Origin of the sequence: Streptomyces sp. NPDC013457, assembly GCF_043089925.1 — a bacterium.
Taxonomy (GTDB): domain Bacteria; phylum Actinomycetota; class Actinomycetes; order Streptomycetales; family Streptomycetaceae; genus Streptomyces.
This window is the reverse complement of the sequence record NZ_JBICBL010000002.1, coordinates 142,433-160,537: the sequence shown is the minus strand read 5'-3', so window position 1 is coordinate 160,537 and position 18,105 is coordinate 142,433. Positions and strand designations below refer to the sequence as shown.

At 70.8% G+C, this 18,105-nt stretch carries 17 protein-coding genes; 6 read left to right on the top strand and 11 right to left on the bottom strand.

The window, feature by feature from the left end:
- Nucleotides 1-2: 2 nt before the first annotated feature.
- The 4 genes from ACF1G2_RS06310 to ACF1G2_RS06295 form a co-directional block, all read right to left on the bottom strand.
- Nucleotides 3-1,139, bottom strand: a complete 1,137-nt coding sequence (locus ACF1G2_RS06310; RefSeq protein ID WP_391797155.1) for a TIGR03364 family FAD-dependent oxidoreductase — start codon at nucleotides 1,137-1,139, stop codon at nucleotides 3-5.
- A 136-nt stretch (nucleotides 1,140-1,275) separates the two neighbouring features.
- Nucleotides 1,276-2,040, bottom strand: coding sequence for a GntR family transcriptional regulator (locus ACF1G2_RS06305; RefSeq protein WP_391797154.1), 765 nt, complete (start codon nucleotides 2,038-2,040; stop codon nucleotides 1,276-1,278).
- Nucleotides 2,041-2,331: 291 nt separating this feature from the next.
- Complete coding sequence (locus ACF1G2_RS06300) at nucleotides 2,332-3,612, bottom strand: hypothetical protein (protein ID WP_391797153.1); 1,281 nt, start codon at nucleotides 3,610-3,612, stop codon at nucleotides 2,332-2,334.
- A gap of 125 nt (nucleotides 3,613-3,737) precedes the next feature.
- Entirely contained in the window at nucleotides 3,738-5,165 is a 1,428-nt protein-coding gene (locus tag ACF1G2_RS06295) for an ROK family protein (RefSeq protein ID WP_391797152.1), read from the bottom strand.
- Between the two features lie 56 nt (nucleotides 5,166-5,221).
- On the opposite strand from ACF1G2_RS06295, the gene ACF1G2_RS06290 reads away from it, so the two are divergent.
- Both ACF1G2_RS06290 and ACF1G2_RS06285 read left to right on the top strand, forming a co-directional pair.
- A complete protein-coding gene (locus ACF1G2_RS06290) occupies nucleotides 5,222-6,298 on the top strand; it encodes a Gfo/Idh/MocA family oxidoreductase (RefSeq protein WP_391797151.1) in 1,077 nt (358 codons plus the stop codon).
- Complete coding sequence (locus ACF1G2_RS06285) at nucleotides 6,295-6,762, top strand: heme-degrading domain-containing protein (RefSeq protein WP_391797150.1); 468 nt, start codon at nucleotides 6,295-6,297, stop codon at nucleotides 6,760-6,762. The genes ACF1G2_RS06290 and ACF1G2_RS06285 overlap by 4 nt, the downstream gene beginning before the upstream one ends.
- 128 nt (nucleotides 6,763-6,890) lie before the next feature.
- Here the strand turns inward: ACF1G2_RS06285 and ACF1G2_RS06280 are convergent, their stop codons facing one another.
- The 4 genes from ACF1G2_RS06280 to ACF1G2_RS06265 form a co-directional block, all read right to left on the bottom strand.
- Nucleotides 6,891-7,748, bottom strand: a complete 858-nt coding sequence (locus ACF1G2_RS06280) for a fumarylacetoacetate hydrolase family protein (protein WP_391797572.1) — start codon at nucleotides 7,746-7,748, stop codon at nucleotides 6,891-6,893.
- A gap of 170 nt (nucleotides 7,749-7,918) precedes the next feature.
- Complete coding sequence (locus ACF1G2_RS06275; RefSeq protein WP_391797149.1) at nucleotides 7,919-8,641, bottom strand: YidC/Oxa1 family membrane protein insertase; 723 nt, start codon at nucleotides 8,639-8,641, stop codon at nucleotides 7,919-7,921.
- A gap of 87 nt (nucleotides 8,642-8,728) precedes the next feature.
- Nucleotides 8,729-9,022 (bottom strand): DUF6412 domain-containing protein, encoded by a 294-nt coding sequence (locus tag ACF1G2_RS06270; protein WP_391797148.1) that lies wholly within the window; start codon nucleotides 9,020-9,022, stop codon nucleotides 8,729-8,731.
- Nucleotides 9,023-9,064: 42 nt separating this feature from the next.
- Nucleotides 9,065-9,841 carry a class E sortase gene (locus ACF1G2_RS06265; RefSeq protein ID WP_391797147.1) on the bottom strand — a complete coding sequence of 259 codons (777 nt, stop codon included), beginning with the start codon at nucleotides 9,839-9,841 and terminating at the stop codon, nucleotides 9,065-9,067.
- Between the two features lie 63 nt (nucleotides 9,842-9,904).
- On the opposite strand from ACF1G2_RS06265, the gene ACF1G2_RS06260 reads away from it, so the two are divergent.
- The 3 genes from ACF1G2_RS06260 (at nucleotide 9,905) to ACF1G2_RS06250 (ending at nucleotide 13,179) form a co-directional block, all read left to right on the top strand.
- Entirely contained in the window at nucleotides 9,905-10,915 is a 1,011-nt protein-coding gene (locus ACF1G2_RS06260) for an SEC-C domain-containing protein (protein ID WP_391797146.1), read from the top strand.
- Between the two features lie 267 nt (nucleotides 10,916-11,182).
- Nucleotides 11,183-11,584, top strand: coding sequence for a very short patch repair endonuclease (locus tag ACF1G2_RS06255; RefSeq protein ID WP_391797571.1), 402 nt, complete (start codon nucleotides 11,183-11,185; stop codon nucleotides 11,582-11,584).
- 233 nt (nucleotides 11,585-11,817) lie between these two features.
- Nucleotides 11,818-13,179 carry a DNA cytosine methyltransferase gene (locus ACF1G2_RS06250; RefSeq protein ID WP_391797145.1) on the top strand — a complete coding sequence of 454 codons (1,362 nt, stop codon included), beginning with the start codon at nucleotides 11,818-11,820 and terminating at the stop codon, nucleotides 13,177-13,179.
- A gap of 33 nt (nucleotides 13,180-13,212) precedes the next feature.
- Here ACF1G2_RS06250 and ACF1G2_RS06245 read toward each other — a convergent pair whose 3' ends face one another.
- Genes ACF1G2_RS06245 through ACF1G2_RS06235 form a run of 3 tightly spaced genes read right to left on the bottom strand, consistent with a single transcriptional unit; the run spans nucleotide 13,213 to nucleotide 17,225 of the window.
- Nucleotides 13,213-14,091: a DUF6339 family protein gene (locus tag ACF1G2_RS06245; protein WP_391797144.1), complete on the bottom strand. Its 879-nt coding sequence runs from the start codon at nucleotides 14,089-14,091 to the stop codon at nucleotides 13,213-13,215.
- Nucleotides 14,088-15,083: a hypothetical protein gene (locus tag ACF1G2_RS06240; protein WP_391797143.1), complete on the bottom strand. Its 996-nt coding sequence runs from the start codon at nucleotides 15,081-15,083 to the stop codon at nucleotides 14,088-14,090. Before ACF1G2_RS06240 ends, ACF1G2_RS06245 begins: the two co-directional genes overlap by 4 nt.
- Nucleotides 15,084-17,225 carry a helix-turn-helix domain-containing protein gene (locus ACF1G2_RS06235; protein WP_391797142.1) on the bottom strand — a complete coding sequence of 714 codons (2,142 nt, stop codon included), beginning with the start codon at nucleotides 17,223-17,225 and terminating at the stop codon, nucleotides 15,084-15,086.
- 525 nt (nucleotides 17,226-17,750) lie between these two features.
- Between ACF1G2_RS06235 and ACF1G2_RS06230 the strand changes: the two genes are divergently transcribed.
- Entirely contained in the window at nucleotides 17,751-17,957 is a 207-nt protein-coding gene (locus tag ACF1G2_RS06230; RefSeq protein ID WP_391797141.1) for a hypothetical protein, read from the top strand.
- Nucleotides 17,958-18,105 lie beyond the last annotated feature (148 nt).

The following is an 18,105-nucleotide window of genomic DNA, read 5'->3' as shown; positions in this document are numbered from 1 at the left end:
GTTCACCAGCCCAGTTCGTTCGCGGTCGTCTCGGCGACGGCGGGCGAGCAGGTCATGCCGCGTCCACCGGGTCCCGTCACCAGCCACACGCCTTCGCGGACCTTCTGCCGGTGCACGACCCGGCTCGTGTCGGTGCACTGCGCGTACACGCCCGCCCAGCGGCGCCGGATCTTCGGCAGCGGGCGGCCGAGGAAGGACTCGACGACGCGGACGAGGTGCTCGTAGGGGTCTTCGAGGGTGTCGAAGGCGAAGGGGTGCTCGTACTCGTGGGTGTCGCCGATGGTGAGCCCGCCGTCGAGACGCTGGACCATCAGGAGCTGCATCCTGTGCGCGGCGGCGGTCGGATCCTGGGCCTGGCCCGCGTTGAGTGCGTCCAGGGCCTCCGACCGGTACGCCGGGTAGTAGCGGAAGGAGTCGGCGTCGGCGACGGAGGTGGTCAGCGGCTCGCCGAGCGGGTCGGTCTGCATCATCTGCAGCCGCACGCGGCGGACCGGGATGTCGCCGGCGAGCTCGCGGACGAGGCCGCTGAGCGCGGCGCCGGTGCAGAGGACGACGGCGTCGCCGGTGTGGACCTCGCCGCGGTCGTCGCGTACCGCGCAGGCGCCCATGCCCTCGGCGCCGGAGACGTCACGGACCTCGCGGTTCGGCAGGAAGGTGTACTTCCCGGAGGCCAGCAGGGCCTTGCGCAGGGCGAGTTGTGCGGTGCGCGGCTCGACGGCCGCGTCGCGCTCGCAGAACAGCGCGGCCTGGAACTCTCCGCGCAGCGCGGGGTTGACCTGGCGCGCCTCGTCGGCGGTGAGCAGCTTGTAGCCGCGGGCCGCCGCGTCCGGCCGGGCGAGGGCGGCCTCGGCGACGGCCAGCTCCAGGTCGCCCCGTACGGGGGTGAGCGAGCCGATGGCCCGGAAGCCGAGCTCGGGCACGCGGGCACCGATGCCCTCCCAGAGCTCGCGGGCGCGCAGCGCGGTGTCCAGCTCCTCTCCGCCCGCGCGGCCGCTCACCCATATCTGGCCGAAGTTGCGGAGCGAGGCCCCTCGCGCCTCGGCCTCGCGCTCGATGTGTACGACCTCGTGGCCGCGTTCCACTGCGTGCCAGGCGTGCATGGTTCCCACCACGCCGGCTCCTACGACGATCACCTTCATGCCGTTCACGGTCCTGGCGGTGAATGACCCGGAGCGATCCGCGTGGCAACGGGACGGTGAACGGGGCGACAAGGTTGGCCTAGACCCGTTATCTTTCCGTTATCAAAGGCGAGGTCGGAGCTGTGCCCGGATCAGCTCAGTCCTGCTGCCCCAGGTGCGCGGTGAAGCTGAAGCGGTCGCCGCGGTAGAGGGTGCGGACGCGCTCCAGCGGCCGACCGGCCGTGTCGCGGGAGAGACGGTGGATGAGCAGCATCGGGAGCGCGGGCGGGGTGCCGATGAGCAGCGCCTCGCGCGGGGTGGCCAGCACGGTCTCGATCCGCTCGTCGGCGTCGCCGAAGCCGATGCCGAGCTTCTCGCTCAGGTAGCGGTAGAAGGAGGAGTCGGGGTCGAACTCGCCGTCCAGGCCGGGGACACGGGCCACCGACACGTATGTGCTCTCCAGGCCGACCCGCTCGTCGTCGGCGAGCAGCACGCGCTCCATGTGCCAGACGGGCTCGCCGCGTTCGACGCCGATCTCGGGCGCGAGCGCGTCGGGGCAGGGGAAGCGGTCGAGCGAGATGAGGCTTCGACCGGGCCGGCGCCCCTGCCTCCGTACGCCCTCGGTGTAGCTGGCGAGCGAGAGCGGCTGCTCCAGCTTGGGCCCGGCGACCACGGTCCCGCGCCCCTGGCGGCGCAGCCGCCCTTCGAGGAGCAGCTCGCGAAGGGCCTGACGGACCGTCTCGCGCGAGACCTCGTAACGGACTGCGAGGTCCCGCTCGGTCGGCAGCAGTCCGCCCTCACCCAACTCGTCTATCAGCGAGGCCACTTTCGCCTTCACCGCGTAGTACTTGGGGATGCGGCCGTGCTCGGGGATGCCGGAGCGGATGGGTGCGCCAGGTGCCTGGTCGTTCGGGTAGTCCACGGGGGGATGCTCGCAGATGGGAATGAACGGGAGGGTGTACGGAGAGTGACTCGCGGGTTCGGAGGTACGCGGCGACCTCGAGGGCGTGTTTCGAAAGTGGCGTCGTTCGCCCGAAGGGCGGGGCCGGGGGCGTCATGGGGGTCCCCTGCTCGACGAACGCAGCCGAGAGCTTGGGGGAGCGTGCGATCGCACGGCGGAGGGAGGAAGGCGCAGCGGGCCGCGCCGACGAACGACAACGCGGCGAGCGTGCGAGCCAGACGCCCCCGGCCGGACGGGCTTTCGAAACACGCCCTAGGAGGGTGCCCGGTCCGGGCGTCGGCGGAGGCGCCGGGAGGCGACGAGGAGTGACGCGCCCGTGAGGAGCAGCGCGCCCGAGGCGGGCGCGAGGAGGGCGATCGACTCGGGTCCGGTGTGGGCGAGTTCGGGGGTCAGGGGGGCGGGCGGGAGGCCGGTGTCGCCGTCCTTCGGCGGTGTGGTCCCGTGGGGCACGGGCCGCGGGTTCCCCTGGGGGCGCCCCTCGGAGTTCGCGTCGGGGTTCGGCTCGGGGTCCGCCTCGGGGTTCTCTTCCGTGCCCTCGGGTCCGATGGTCAGGGCGACGTCGTCGGACTCCCCGACCCACTCGCCGTCGGCCCCGTGGCGCTGCACGATCGCCGCGTTGACCACGACCGCGTTGGGCTCGGTGCCCTCCCGGAACGCGAGGCGGACGGAGACGGTGACCGTGCCGCCCGCGGGGACGGTGAAGCCGGAGAAGCCGGAGGGGCCGGAGGGGCCGATGAACGCACCGACGTTCTCGTCCTCATCGGTCGCCTCGAACGCGACGGGGAGCCAGCGGCGGCCCTCGGAGTCGTAGAACTCCAGCCGGATCTGCTCGGGCCGGAGCGCCCGGTCGCGGTCGGTGAGGACCAGGACGGGGTGGATGCCCTGGCAGGCCTCGGCGGTGGTGTTGGTGAGGTCGACCTCGAAGCTTCGGAAGCCGGCACCGGGGACGAAGACGCCGGGGCGGCGGTGGATCCGGGTGTCGATCGGGAACTCGGGGTCGGTGACCTCGCCGCAGGGGGAGGGCTCTCGCCGTCGTGTCGTCACCGCGCCGGATTCCGCGGCGGATTCCGCGGCGGATTCCGCGGCGGGGCGGGCGTTGGGACGGGCGTTGGGGCGGGCCACCGTACCGGCGTCGGTTCCGTTGCCCGTTCCGGCGCCGGGCTGGGACCCGGTTCCGGCTTCGGCGTGGGATCCGGTTCCGGCGCCGGTGTCCTTCCTCAGCCGGAAACCGGAATCGGCATCGGCATCGGCCCTGAGTCCGACACCCGGTCCGGCGCCCAGGCCCGAACCGGGGTTCAGGACCGACCCGGCCTCGGAGCCGGAACCGGCCTCGTCCTCCGAACGTGAGGCACCGGCCCCGGCTCCGGTACGCGCACCGGGCTCGGATCCGGAACCGGAGCCGGAGCCGGGGCCGGAGCCGGAGGCCTGACTCGGGCCGGGCTCCGCCGAGGACGGGCCCACGGCGAGCGCGAGGACGGCGGTTCCGGTCGTCGCCGCGGTCAGACCGAGGGCGAGGGCGCTGCGCAGTCGCATGGGCGGGTGCCTTTGCTGCTCGCGGGCGTACGGGACGGCCGCGACGCTGCCAGGCGGGGGCGACGGCACTGGGGAGCGACGCGGCGCGTGACCCCCGGGCGGCCCACCCGTTCCGCCCAATCAGCCTATTTTCCGAAGATCGGAGCGAGGATCAGTTGCGCGGCCCCCTCGGCGACGGCGTACGGGGATGTGGCGCCGGAGACCGGCGTGCCGAGGCCCGCCCCGGCGAGGACCGCGCCGACGCCGCCGACGAAGGCCTCGGGGTCGGCGGCCACGGCCCGGCCGCCGAGGACGACGCGGTCGATGTCGAGGAGCCGTACGAGGTTCACGGCGCCGGTACCGAGGACGCGCGCCGCCTCGGGCACGTCACCGCGAGCGACGGCCGCCAGGCAGAGGACCTCCAGGCAGCCGCGCCCGCCGCAGCCGCAGGGCGGCCCGTCGAGCAGGACGGTCTGGTGCCCGAACTCGCCGGCGCCGGTCCTGGCCCCCCGGTGGAGGGCGCCGCCGAGGACGAGCCCGGAGCCGAGCCCCGTACCGAGGTGGAGGTAGGCGAAGGAGTCGGCGGCGGGAGCATCGGGACGGAGGGCCAGACCGAGGGCGGCGGCGTTGGTGTCCTTGTCGAGGGCGACGGGCAGCCCGAGCCGGCGCGAGAGCTCGTCCCGCAGCGGAACGCCCTCCCACGACGGATGTCCGGTGACGCGCCCGGGCGTACCGGCGAGGTGATCGAGCGGCCCTGGCATGGCGACCCCGACACCGAGAACGGCGAGCCCGGCCGCCCCGGCGTCTCCGACGGACCCGGCGAGCCCGGCCGACCCGGCGTCTCCGGCGGACCCGGCGAGCCCGGCCGCCCCGGCGAGCCCGGCCGACCCGGCGTATCCGGCCGACTCGGCGAGCCCAGCTGCCCCGGCGAGCCCGGCCGACCCGGCAACCGGGGGCGGCGCCACGCCCTCGCCGCCGGACTCCCCCGGCACTCCCGGCTCCCCCACCGCCCCCACCGCTCCCGGCACTCCGGACGCTCCCGGCGCCTCGCCGCGTACGGCGCGGACCTCGCGGTCCACCGCGCCGAAGACGGCCTCCGTGCCCGCGCCCAGATCGAGCGGCGTCCGCCGTACCGCGACCCGTACCCCCGCCAGGTCCACCAGGACGGCGGTCAGTTCGTCGCGGTCCAGGTGGACCCCTACCGCGTACGCGGCCGTGGGGACGAGTCGCAGGACGGTACGCGGCTTCCCGCCGGTCGAGGCGCGGTGACCGGCCTCGCGGGCAAGCCCCTCCGCACGCAGCCGCGCGGTGATCTTGCTGACCGCCTGCGGGGTGAGCCCGGTGCGCTCGGCCAGTTCGAGACGGCTGATCCCGGCCTCCCCCGCCGTCCGCAGCAGGTCGAGGACGAGCGCCGCGTTGTGGCTGCGCAGGGCCGGCAGATTGGCACCCGCCTCGCCCGCCACACCGGCTACACCCGCCACACCCGCCACACCCGCCACGCTCCCCACGCCCCCGGCACCCCACGGGCTCCCGACACCGCTGACACCGCCGACCATCCCGACACTCCTGTTCACCACCCCATTGTCCCCCTCGCTTGCACTTTGGCAACAGCGTTGCTTAAGTGGATGGCATGACCGCCACCACCCCTCTCCGCGTCGGACTCGTCGGCTACGGCCTCGCGGGCTCCGTCTTCCACGCCCCGCTGATCGCCGCCACCGAGGACCTCGTCCTCGACACGGTCACGACCGGCAACCCGGAGCGTCAGGCACAGGCCCGTGCCGCGCACCCCGGCGTACGGGTCGCGGACTCCCCCGAGGAGCTCTGGGCGCGGGCGGGCGAGCTCGATCTGATCGTCGTCGCGACCCCCAACAAGACGCACGTCCCGATCGCCACCGCCGCCCTGGCCGCCGGCCTCCCGGTCGTCGTGGACAAGCCGGTCGCGGGCACGGCCGCCGAGGCGCGCGAGCTCGCCGCCCTCGCCGAGGAGCGGGGCCTGCTCCTGTCGGTCTTCCAGAACCGCCGCTGGGACAACGACTTCCTCACCCTGCGCCGGCTCCTCGCGGAAGGCGCCCTCGGCGACGTCCAGCGCTTCGAGTCCCGGTTCGAGCGCTGGCGCCCGCAGCTCAAGGGCGGCTGGCGCGAGTCCGGCGCCCCGGAGGAGATCGGCGGTCTCCTCTTCGACCTCGGCAGTCATGTCGTCGACCAGGCGCTCGTGCTCTTCGGCCCGGCCGTCCGGGTGTACGCGGAGTCCGACGTCCGCCGCCCCGCCGCCGAGGCGGACGACGACACGTTCATCGCGATCACGCACGCGAACGGAGTGCGCTCGCATCTGTACGTGAGCGCCACCACGGCCCAGCTCGGCCCCCGCTTCCGCGTCCTCGGTTCGAACGCCGGATTCGTGAAGTACGGCCTCGACCCCCAGGAGGCCGACCTGCGCGAGGGCCTGCTGCCGGAGCCCGGCACGCCGTGGGGCGTGGAGCCGGAGTCGCTGTGGGGCCGCCTCGGCGCCGGGGAGTCACCGCTGACCGGCGGCGGAGTCCCCGTCGAGTCGGCGCCGGGCGACTACCCGGCGTACTACGCGGCCGTCGCCGCCGCCGTCCGCGGCACCGGTACGAACCCGGTCACCGCCCACGAGGCCGCCGCCGCGCTGGACGTACTGGAGGCGGCGAGGCGTTCCGCCCGCGAGGGAATCACGGTGACGCTGTGAACGACGTGGCCACGCTGGAGGCCCAGGAAGCGCGCCTGGTCCTGCCCCGCTTCACGTACGAGGACGCCTGGGCCCTCGGCTCCCTCCTCGTGGAGCTGGCGCGCGAGCGCCGCGCGCCGGTCGCGATCGACATCCGGCGCGGGGCGCAGCAGCTCTTCCACTGCGCGCTGCCGGGTTCGAGCGCGGACAACGACGCCTGGATCGACCGCAAGCGGCGGGTCGTCGAGCGGTACGGGGAGAGCTCGTACCTGGTCGGCGCCCGCTTCCGCGCCAAGGGGACGACGTTCGAGGAGTCCTCGCGCCTCGACCCCGACCGGTACGCCGCCCATGGCGGTTCGTTCCCGGTCGCGGTCGAGGGCGCGGGGGTGATCGGCTCGGTGACGGTGTCGGGCCTGCCGCAGGCCGAGGACCACGCGATGGTCGTGGAGGCGCTGGCCCGAGTTCTGGCCGGCCTCACCGCCTAGCCGACCGGCTGAGCGGGCTCCGGCCGACCTCACCGCCTAGCCGACCAGCTGAGCGGGCTCTGGCCGGCCTCACCCCCCGGCCGACCGGCTGAGCGGGTTCCGGCCGGCCGCACCACCCGGCCGACCGGCTACGCGTCCTTCAGCTCCTGCCGCTGACGTCCGAGCCCCTCGATCTCCAGCTCCACCACGTCGCCCGCCCGCAGGTACGGCTTCGGCTCCGGCTGCCCCATCGCGACGCCCGCCGGGGTGCCGGTGTTGATGATGTCGCCGGGGTACAGGGTCATGAACTGGCTCACGTACCGTACGACCTCCGCGACGCCGAAGATCTGGTCCGACGTGTTGCCGTCCTGCTTCAGCTCGCCGTTGACCCAGAGCCTGAGCGCGAGCGACTGCGGGTCCGGCACCTCGTCGGTGGTGACAAGCCACGGGCCGAGCGGGTTGAACGTCTCGCAGTTCTTGCCCTTGTCCCAGGTCCCGCCACGCTCGATCTGGAACTCGCGCTCCGAGACGTCGTGGGCGACGGCGTACCCGGCGACATGCGCGAGGGCCTGCTCGTCGGTCTCCAGGTAGCGGGCGGTCCGGCCGATGACGATGGCCAGCTCGACCTCCCAGTCCGTCTTGGTGCTGCGGCGCGGTACGAGCACGGTGTCGTCGGGCCCGACGACCGTGTCGGCGGACTTGAGGAAGACGACCGGCTCGGCCGGGGTCGCCGCGCCGGTCTCGGCCGCGTGCCCGTGGTAGTTCAGCCCGATGCACACGACCTTGCCGATCCGCCCGACGGGCGGGCCGATCCGGAGCCCGGTCGCGTCGAGGGCGGGCAGCACACCGGCGCCGACGGCGGCCCGGATACGGTCGAGCGTGGAGGCGTCGGCCAGCAGGCTGCCGTCGACGTCGTCGACCAGGGCCGACAGGTCACGCAGCGTTCCGTCCCCGTCGAGCAGGGCGGGACGCTCGGCTCCCGCCGGACCGACTCGCAGCAGCTTCATGGTCTTCTCCCTGTGGTCGAGGTGGGCCCGGGGGCGGGCCCGGAAGAGCCCCGGCCGATGGAGTGCGGCCATCGGAGATATCGGAGGATTGGTCGATCCTCCAAGAGTTTCGACCACTCGGCAAGACCCCGTTCACGGACTGGACCCTTACGCGCCGGTAGCAAGGCCTCCTACGCACCCGCAGCGAGGACCTCGGCGGGGCGCGGCTCACGGAAGAGGACGGCTCGCTCGACGACGGTCCAGGTGGTGCTGGTGACGACATAGAGCGCGGCGGCGAGCGGGACGACGGCGACGGTGATCAGCGTGGCGAAGGAGAGCAGCGGCATCACCTTCTGGATCGATCCGGCGCCGGGGGTGTCGGCCATGCCGGTGTCGAGCGGCTGCGTGGCGAGCTGCCGCTTCGTACGCCGGAAGTTGAAGGCCGCGACGACGGCGACGATCGCGAACAGGACGAGATAGACCTGCCCGGCGGGCCCGAAGACACCGCCGTGGGCGAGCGCATCGGCCCAGTGGTCGCCGAGCGGGGCGGCGAAGAGGGAGTGCCCGGCCATGCGGTCGCCGGAGAACAGGTGGTACATGAGGAAGAAGGCAGGCGCCTGGAGGAGGCTCGGCAGGCAGCCGGCGAAGGGCGAGACCTTCTCCTTCGCATGCAGCTCCATGACGGCCTTCCTGAGCCGCTCGGGGTTCTTGGCGTGCTTGGCGCGCAGCTCGGCGAGTTGCGGCGCGATCCGGGTGCGGGCCTTCTGGCCGCGGGCGGCGGCCCGCGAGAGGGGGTGGACGGCGAGCCGTACGACCATCGTGAACAGCACGATCGCGGCGGCGGCGGAGGCGGTGGCGAAGAGGGGCTGGAGCAGGTCGGCGAGCTGCTCGACCAGGGAGGCGAAAACGGACATGGGAGCCCTCCGAAGGGTCTCGTCGTGCCGGAAGAGGAAACGTCGGCATGACGGAACCGCGCAGGAGTTCTCTGGTCTCGCTGCTCGCTACGCGGCCGTCGGGAGGGGACGGCCGGGTGCCCGGGGCCTGCGGCGCCCGGAGGCGTCGGGATCGCGCTGGGGCAGGAAGGCGGTACGCCGTTCACGGTCGCGGAGCGCGGTGCGTACCCGCGTACGGGGTACGGGCGGGGCGGCCGGGGCGCCGATGAGGGCGCAGACGACGGTGGTCGCGGCGAGGGCGACGGCGGCGGAGACGCCGGCGCCGTCGGAGAGCAGGAGGTCGGCGAGGGCGAGCAGGAAGAAGACCGGAGCGAGCATGCGCAACGCCGCGTCCCTGACCATCACCCCTCCTCCCCTTACTGCCGTCTCCGCCATCTCCAGCCGTTATACACGCTTGGCCCAGACGACGAGCCGGTACCGGGAGCTGAACTCCGGGGTGCAGGTGGTGAGGGTCAGGTAGGAACCAGGGTCGGAGTAGCCGTAGGAGGGCTTGACGACGGAGCGGGGGATGGGCTGGATCACACCGGTGTCGCGGGGTGCGGTCTGCGCCAGCACCTGGTCGACGACGTACTCGTACTCCCGCTCGCGGGTCCGGACGCGGATGACGTCGCCCTTGCGGAGCCTGTTGATGTACCGGAAGGGCTCGCCGTGGGTGTTGCGGTGCCCGGCGAGGGCGAAGTTGCCGGTCCGGCCGGGCCCGGCGGTGTCCGGGTAGTGGCCGACGTACCCGCGGTCGAGGACGGACCGCTTGGAGACGCCGCGGGCGATGGGGGCGGTGAGGCCGATGCGGGGGATGCGGATGATGGCGTACGCGGAGGAGGGCGGGCTCTCGCTCGGCGGGGCGGCCGGCGGAGCCGCGGTGACCCCTTCCGTCTCCCCGGCCGGCACGTCGGGCGCGACGGACGGCGACCCGGTGACGGTCGGCGCAGGGACGACAGCCGGTGATCCCGCCCACTCCCGCTCCAGCACCCGGACCTGCTCACCGGCCTGGGCACGGGCCTGCTGGTTGGTCCACCAGAGCTGGTGGACGACGAGAAGCATGAGGACGACACCGCAGGTGACGACGGCCTCGGCGCACACCCACAGCACCCGCGCGGGCGTGCTCCGCACCCCGCGCGTCTGGACGACGACCGGCACCCTCTCACGCACCCTGTCCCGCACGCGGGGCACGATAAGCGCTGACGCGCCAACTCTCCAGGGCCGTACAGCAGTACGGTGTTCAGCATGCGCCCCGACACGCCTGCCGCCCACGCCACCGAAGCCGAGCGCCTGCTGCGCACCGCCGCGCTGTACCCCGAGGACAGGGAGGCCCTGCTCCTCCGGGCGGCGGCGCACCTGGAACTGGCGGGCGACCGCGCGGCGGCGACGGCCCTGTACGACGACCTGCTGTCGCCGGACCCGTCGGACCCCCACCTGATCCGCGCCCTGAAGGCGGCGAACCTGTGGGAGTACGGCCACGAGGCGGAGGCGCGGGCGATCATCGAGGGCCTGCGCGTCTCGGCACCCTCGGAGGCGGCGCCGTGGGAGATCGTGGTGGAGACGCTGGAGACCCACGACGAACTGGAACTGGCGGAGACGGTCGCGACGGAGGGTGCAACCCTCCTGTCCCCTGCCGCCGTTTCGGGGGACCTCCCCCACCCCACCCGATCGCTCCTGGTGACCCGCCACCGGGTCCGCCGCATGCTGGCGCTCCCGCACGACGACTGGGACACCCTGGCGGACACGCTCCACACGGCGGAGGTCCCCCTGGACGAGCTGCACGACCCGAAGCGCCTGTGGTCGCTGGGCTCGTCGGACCCGGCGGAACTCCAGGCGGAGATCACCCGCCTCCGCAGCGAACTGGGCTCCTACCGCACGGCCCTCTCGCGCCCCTTCCCGGTGGCGGTCCTCCACTGGCCGGAAGCGGAACTGGACGAGCTCCTCTCCTCGTACCCGGAACTGGAATCCGAGTACCCCACGTACCGCGCCCACCTCACGGACATCGAAGCCTCACTCCGAGAACTCGCCGCGGCGGGCACCCCCAACCTGGGCATCGTCCCGGCGACGGTCCCCTCCTACGAAGCCTTCGCCGCCTCGGAAGCCTCCTCCCCGGCCAACGCAGACCTGCTCCCCCAATACGCCACCACCCTGGCAGCCCGAGGCCGAGCAACAGCCTGGCCCCCGGCCCGAGGCGCAGACTGCTGGTGCGGGTCGGGGAGGGCTTACGGGGACTGCCACGGGGGTCCGGAGGCCTGACGGCCGGACGAGCCGAAGGTGTTCCCGCTCGGCCGGGATCCTTCCCATGGTGGAATTGATACAAGAGCCGCGTCACGACGGCTCGATCGAGCACGCCGAAGACGATGACCAGTCTTCCCCTGTCACCCGGTGACACCCTCCACTCGGGCTTTGCCGAATCAGGTGTCGACAGAACACCGAGCCACGATCGTGAAACACCAGGCCTTGAAAACGATGAAGCCGCTCTCAAACACGATGAAGCCGCTCTCACCCGCCGTCTCGGCACGGATGAGCCGACAGGCCAGCAAGAACACAGCTTGCGAACTCGCGGTCCGGCGCCTGCTCCACGCGGCCGGCCTGCGCTACCGCATCGAGTACCCCGTGCCGGGAATGGCCCGACGTCGGATGGATGTGGCCTTCACCTCGGTCAAGGTGGCGGTCCTGATCGACGGCTGCTTCTGGCACGGCTGCCCGCAGCACGCCACGCAGCCGAAGTCGAACGCCGAGTGGTGGCGGCAGAAGCTCGACCGCAACATGACCCGCGATGCGGAGACGACCGAGCACCTGACCTCGGCCGGGTGGGAGGTGCTGCGCTTCTGGGAGCACGAGGATCCGAAGGATGTGGCTCTGCGCGTGGCGACCGTGGTCGAACTCCGGAAGGCACAACGAGGGCGGGGGAGGAATCGCTGAGCGGCTGACCGTGCTCGAGCCTACCTGGGACAGCGTGGTGAAAATCACAGCCGAGCAGGCGGGACCGGAGCAGGGCTTTCCCCATCACGGAAGACCGCCGGCCTCAAGACGGCTGGGTATCGCCTGATCGGACATGCGGCACCCCCGCCGGCCGCAAGGGCGCTGGGACAGCCCATCGCCGAAGCGCTGGACGCGGATCCGGCAGCGTCCTCCGCCGGCTAGACTTCCGCCACATGACCAGCGCGGCGCCACATCAGTCCATCCTCGACAAGCCCTTTGTCCTGGATCTCTTCGCGGGGCCCGGAGGGCTGGACGTCGCCGGGCACTCTCTCGACATCCCGAGTCTCGGAATCGAGTGGGACAGGAGCGCATGCCTGACGCGATACGCGGCCGGGCTGGACACCCTGCACGCCGACGTGAGCGCGGTCCGCAGGGACGCCTTCGAGTCGCTGCCGCCGGAGATCAACGTGCTCGCCGGTGGTCCTCCGTGTCAGACGTACTCGGTGGCCGGAAAGGGCGCGGGCCGCAAGGCGCTGGAAGAGGTCAAGGCATACATCGAACGCCTGATGGCGGGCGATTCCGACGAGACGATCGACAGAGATCTGAAGAAGCTCAGCGATCCGCGTACCGCGATGGTCCTCGAGCCACTCAGGTACGCCATCCAGGCGACGAGGAGCCACAATCGGCAGAAGCGCCCGTACGACGTCATCGTCCTGGAGCAGGTCCCCGCGGTCGAGGCCCTCTGGCACCACTACGCGAAGGTACTGGAGACGACGGGCCTCCCCGACGGCACCAAGTACGAGGTCGTCGTCGATGTCCTAGACACGGAGACGTACGGCGTACCGCAGACGCGATCTCGCGCGGTGTTGATCGCCCGACGTCAAGGGCTCGGTCAGCCCTTCCTTCCTGAACCGACGCATCTCGCGTACGAGGCGAAGGACTGGAATCGCAGGGCCGAGCGGGCCACGAGCGGGGTGCACCAACCAACCCTCGACGCCGAGGCCAGCGCACCGGAGGCAGCGGGTCCCCCGAAAACCGATGGCGTGGTTCTGAAGCCGTGGAAGTCGATGGGTGAGGTTCTCGCCGCTCCGGTGGGCACTCATCCAGGTCGCCGAACACCGTTCCTGGTCCGCTCGAACTACGGCAGCTCCGGAATTCCCGGGCGGCGAGGTGTACGGACCGACCAGCAGCCCGCCGCCACCGTCACCGGCCGCATCTCCCGCTTCGTGGTCTTTGAACACCTCGACGAGCGCGTCGTCCGCGAGGGCGCGCGGTTCAGCATGAACGAGGCGGGCATGCTCCAGAGTTTCCCGCCGGACTACCCCTGGTCCGGTACGGCGCAGGCCCAGCAGGTGGGCAACGCCGTGCCACCTGTGTTCGGCGCCCACCTCCTGAGCGCCGCGCTCGGTCTTCCCACGCCGGACCCGGAGGACCTGCGGAAGCCCTGGCAGCCCGCGACGGTGGAACACCGGGCCAAACTGCGCAGCCACGGTTGCGGTGCGGGGGACGCTTGCACCGCCAGGTGCCCGCGTCCCGAGGATCAGGCACCGGCGCGCTCGTCCGCCGTACCTCGCAAGAAGGCTTCGGTGCGTTAGACCACCGGTCCGACGGCAGGTCGCTGCACCAGGTCAGTCCGCGCTCGCGCGGCCCCTGACCGGGGCCGTCTCGAACAACTCTGTGAAGTAGGCGGTGAGCGCAGCCACGGCCTCTTCCGGGACGGGGTCCTCGTCGGGTCCGGTAGGGAGTTCGTGGCGCCCTACAGGGAGCGCCGAGCCTGCCTCCGAGATCCAGTGGCTCAGAGGCGCCGGATCCCTGGGTACGTCCGACGCCAGGACGTCGTAGACCAGAGTCGCACCGGCCGCGTCGATCGCAACGCTGAGCCCGTTGACCTCTCGTCCACTGGTGATCTTTCCGTTCTGCAGGAGACGGACAAGAGCCTGAGCGGTGGGGCGGTGGTCGATCAGATCCCGCCTCAGCACGGTGTGGATGAGGTCCTGATTTCCGCAGGCGACCTCGACGGGCGCATAGTCCGAACCGTTCCGGAACAGTTCGGCAGCCCACCAGAGGCGGGAGAAACACTGGCGGTCCGCGGGGCCACGGAACCGCTCCGCGGCGATACGCCTTGTGGGTCTGTTCGCCGTAGGTTCCGACAGGTGCCGCCATGCGACGTAGTCGGGAGCCACTGCGAGCGCGAGGTGATTCCACAGTCGCTTGTCCGCCGCCTCCCGCCGGGTCAGGCGCAGGGTCGCATGTAGCCGTGGCGCGAGCCACGCGTCGGCACGCGTGCGGTCCTTCCCGAACTCGAACATGGCGTCCTCCACGAGGCCGCGGATCGGTTCGACCGACCACCTGGCGTCGTCCTCGGGCAGTGGCTCGACGACCTTGGCCAGATCGATGCCGCCGTGTGCCTGTTCGCCCGTGAGCAACTCCTCGGTGAGAAACGGATCGACAGCGGACGTGCCGAGCAGTGCCAGACGCTCCGGTACATGGTTCGGTTGGTCCATCACGCCTCACTACCTCGGTTCATCTGTTCCAGACTGCGGATTGCGTAGGCGACCGCCCTGCCGGCATCGGCGCGGCGAGCCGCCGCGTAGTGGATGCGCGTCTGGAGTTCCGCCCAGCCCGAGTCGCCCGTTCGACGGCGATGGACCTGTCGGAGGGCCTCCTCGACGTGCACGCCGGGGACGACGTCCGGGAGCATCTCCCGCAGCACTTCACCCTGCCAGTCGGTCGGGAAGACCGGGCCGCTGCCGGGCTCCACCTCCAGGTCGCCGATGGCACCATGGAACACCGCGGTCCAGACGTCGGTGGCCATCTGGGCGACCAAGAGGTCACGCACCTTGCCTTCCACCCCGGAGCCGCTGCTGTCCAGCAGCCCGATGATCCCCTCGACGTCGGTGTTCACGAACACGGTGGGAACTCTGGCCGAGGGGTCGACGACCCAGGGCACATCGGCGTAGGCGCGAAGCCATTCCTTCGCGCTCCTGCTGAACGATGCCTTCTGTACATCCAGTTGGAGTCCCCGAACCGGCTCCTCGGAAACGGCGTCGACAACCCAGCTCCGATCGGTCTCCGCGATGGACCGACCCCGAACTCCGTCCACCGTCCCGACGGCGTGGACGGCGAGAGATGCCCGACCCAGATGATCGTCACGGAGCACCTCCATCGAGCCCGACCAGTCGTGGCCGTCCTCTGCATCTCGTGTGAGGTCTGCCGAGGTACGGACATTGGTCTCGCCGTCCGTCAGCACGGCGAGCACCCGCAGGTCGGTCCAGGCCGCGTCCGGTGCGTTCGCTCCGGGCGGCAGTGTCGCCGAAAGACCGATTGTGGCGCTCACCCAGTCCGTGTGGCCCGCGATGCCGAGCGCGACGGCCTGTTGCTGGGTCGAGTAGGCGGCGGTCTCCAGTCGGTCCCTGGTGCCGTCGGCGAGCTTGAGGGAGACGGAGGTCACCCTGAGCGCGACAGGACGGTTGAGCCGCTTGTACGGATAGATCTTCACTCACTCCCCCTTACCGGCGCGGAGTTCGACGACGAGGCGGGTCAGCGTGGTCCTGACGGGGTGACTGGTGACGTCGGTGGAACCTCGGAACTTCGCGCGACGCATGCCCGGCATGAAGCGCAGGGTTCCGTTCTCCACCTCACAGCCCTCGATGGCCACGAGCTCCGCCCAGTCCAGTTTCGGACGACCCCCTGAGCGGACGTCCATCTGGGCGACCGGCACCATCGGGACGATCTCGTCGCCTCTAGGGATGCTCACCTCCGCGGTGATCTGCCACTCCCCGCCGTCGCCGACCGAAGCCTCGAGTGCGTCCAGTACCGGAACCACCGGACCGGAGGGCCTCTTGGCCTGGGGCTTCGTCTTCACGGTCAATGCCTTCCGCAGGGCTTCACCACCCTCGCGGCTGCCACGTCTCGGCCGTGCGACGAGTTCCCTGACCGCATTGTTGACTTCGCTCGTCAGTGCGTTGATCCGCCGGTATGCGGAGGGCGACCAGCGCAGGGTCAGCTCCTCCGTCTGCCCCCAGCGGTCGTGCTCGGGCGGTTCCGCAGCGCGCAGAAACTCCTCGGCCTCCTTGGCGAAGGGGGCCGAATCACCGGCGGCCTCCCCCACCAGGAGAACGGCTTGGAACGGATTGGTTCCGAGTGGGAGGTTCGAAACACCGGACTTCTTGACGGTCATGCGGTTGCCACGCAGGGAGTGCACCTGGTTCTTCGGTGTGTCCTTGTCGTTTGCGGCTTCGGTGACCAACAGGACCGCTTGATGGGTACCGAGTGTTCCTCTGGCACCACCGGACAACGGCAGTTTCAGCGGAACACTCCGCGCAACCACCTGCCCGGCTTCGGTGAGCCGGTCCACGGTGGTGCCCTCGTAGTGGGCTCGAAGCGCGCGAGTCCGGGAGGGTTGCTCGACCGACGGGTCCACCTGCTCCTCCGCCACGACCACGTCGCCGTTGCGCAAGGTACGGACCGAGACGTCCAGGAGGGGCAGCCTGCTACCGCCACCGGTCATCGCGGCCCAGAAGTCACGGCCCAACGCCTCGACCAGACGGCGGTGCATCTGGCGGATATCGCGCGTGTCCTCGCTGCCCTCCTCCACGGTCTCCTCGTCGGCGTCGGTCGAGCCGTCCGCAAGACTGGCCACGTCGTGTGCGCCGACAATGAGGAAGGAAGTACCGGGTTCGTCGCTCTCTCGGGTGAGGTGCAGGCGGGCCACGGTCTCCTCGTCCGCCCACCAGGAGCGGGCGACTTCGGCGCCGGGCGAGTCAGGGTCAGGGCGACCGAACCAGGCAGGTCCTGCGTAAGGCCGGCCGTCGACTTCGCGCCAGGGCAGTTCGAGACGGCCGATGACACGCCGCTCGGTACGCCCCTCATGGGGTTCGGAGAGCGTGGAGTTGATGAGGACGAGACCAAGTGCGCTGGTCGCCCACAGCGTCGCCTTGCCAAGGCCGTACGAACCACCGGCGGCAGGACCGGACTTGAGGCTCTCCAGCTGGCGCCTGACCACCGCGGCGAACTTGCCGTCCGCGTAGTCGTCGCCGATGAGCCCGGAAGCGTTGTAGTCGTCGACACGCAGCAGAACCAGGCGACCCTTCTCGTACATGTCACGCACTCCGGCGTCCACGACGCGGCCCACCTTCTGGCTGCCGACGGTGTCCGACACCGTTGCGTAGTGCGGGAAGAGGTCGTTCCAGAGAATGGCTTCGCGGAAAGCGTCCAGGGCCTCGCCGGTCAACTCGTGCAAGGTGTAGCGGACACGTACGGGGCGACCATTCTCCGTGAGCCGCTCGTCGAGACTGTTCTGGCAGGTCTCGCGAGCGAGGACCTGCACGTCGGCGTCGAAGGCGAAGGCTGCGGCATTGCCCAGGTCCCGACCGCCGTCCGGATAGCCGGGACGGTGGTACCAGGTGACCGGCAGGCCGGCCTGCGTGTCGGTCGTGCGGGTGTGCACCGTGCCGAGGTCCGTGCCGAGCGCCTTGGCGATGTCCCCCATGACGGTCGGGCGTGGCGTCGACCTGCCGGTGATCCATGCGGACACCGCAGCCCGAGTCAGCTTCAGCTCCTCGGCCAGTTCGGCCTGTGTCTTCCCTGCGAGCTTGAGCTGACGGGCAAGCCAAGGCCCGAACTCCTCACCTGTCTCCACGCGCCACCTGCTCTTCCCTCGGAGTCGTGGACCGAGGCTAATTTGACGAACCTGATCACGTCAACCAACAGTTAACCGAACCTGGTCGGGCCGACCACTCCAGATGGATGTCCGAGTTGCCTGAACTGACCCCATTAGCCCCAGAAGCGCCTCGCCCCGGAAAGCGGAACGGTCAACTCCCCACGACCGAAAGGAAGTTCGGGGTTGCGCGTTCGGGTGACCGCCGATAACTTCGGCGACGTTGGAGAATCCATCTCGCTCGTATAACCCGATACGGGATGCGGGCGACCGAGGAACAGGTGCGCCCAAAACCGAAACCATGTAGAGACCGACTACACGCAAAGGGTCGACATCTTGCGCAGAACGAATTCGCCCGAAGGACTGGCGCAACGCAAACTCCGCCCGCTAGCGTAATTGTCGGGGGACCATATCGCCCGAGGGAAATAATTCACTCCACGGGGACGTGTATTCACGTACACCCCTGTGCAATCACAGGACACAACGCAATCAGGGGTGTAGCGCTTCATGGACGAAAAGAACTGCGGTGAGTTCCTGGTTTCGAACCGGGAATTAGGTTCGTTCGAACTGGCGATCAAAACGGCGAGAAACAAGGCCGAGATGGGAGAGGTCCTCCGCATGTACGACCTGCCCGAAGAAAGTTTCTTCAGCAGCTTCCCCGACTTGGCCAAGTCGGTTCAGGACCTGCCGGACGAGGACTCGCTCCGGGCTTGACGACAGCACGCCGCGGAACCCACGTCTTCTCCCCAGGAGGGCGTCGGCCTTGGTATTTCTGACAGGCACCCCCAAACACGTCCCGACGTGCACGCAACGCCACATCGAGCACGGGCCGGCTTCGCCGACAGCCGGCCCGTCATCCACG

What these genes read in the sequence shown, in the direction of transcription:
- ACF1G2_RS06310 (WP_391797155.1), bottom strand. Translation starts at nt 1,139, where the DNA reads ATGAAGGTGATCGTCGTAGGAGCCGGCGTGGTGGGAACCATGCACGCC.
- ACF1G2_RS06300 (WP_391797153.1), bottom strand. Translation starts at nt 3,612, where the DNA reads ATGCGACTGCGCAGCGCCCTCGCCCTCGGTCTGACCGCGGCGACGACC.
- ACF1G2_RS06290 (WP_391797151.1), top strand. Translation starts at nt 5,222, where the DNA reads ATGACCGCCACCACCCCTCTCCGCGTCGGACTCGTCGGCTACGGCCTC.
- ACF1G2_RS06280 (WP_391797572.1), bottom strand. Translation starts at nt 7,748, where the DNA reads ATGAAGCTGCTGCGAGTCGGTCCGGCGGGAGCCGAGCGTCCCGCCCTG.
- ACF1G2_RS06275 (WP_391797149.1), bottom strand. Translation starts at nt 8,641, where the DNA reads ATGTCCGTTTTCGCCTCCCTGGTCGAGCAGCTCGCCGACCTGCTCCAG.
- ACF1G2_RS06270 (WP_391797148.1), bottom strand. Translation starts at nt 9,022, where the DNA reads ATGGTCAGGGACGCGGCGTTGCGCATGCTCGCTCCGGTCTTCTTCCTG.
- ACF1G2_RS06260 (WP_391797146.1), top strand. Translation starts at nt 9,905, where the DNA reads ATGCGCCCCGACACGCCTGCCGCCCACGCCACCGAAGCCGAGCGCCTG.
- ACF1G2_RS06255 (WP_391797571.1), top strand. Translation starts at nt 11,183, where the DNA reads ATGAGCCGACAGGCCAGCAAGAACACAGCTTGCGAACTCGCGGTCCGG.
- ACF1G2_RS06250 (WP_391797145.1), top strand. Translation starts at nt 11,818, where the DNA reads ATGACCAGCGCGGCGCCACATCAGTCCATCCTCGACAAGCCCTTTGTC.
- ACF1G2_RS06230 (WP_391797141.1), top strand. Translation starts at nt 17,751, where the DNA reads ATGGACGAAAAGAACTGCGGTGAGTTCCTGGTTTCGAACCGGGAATTA.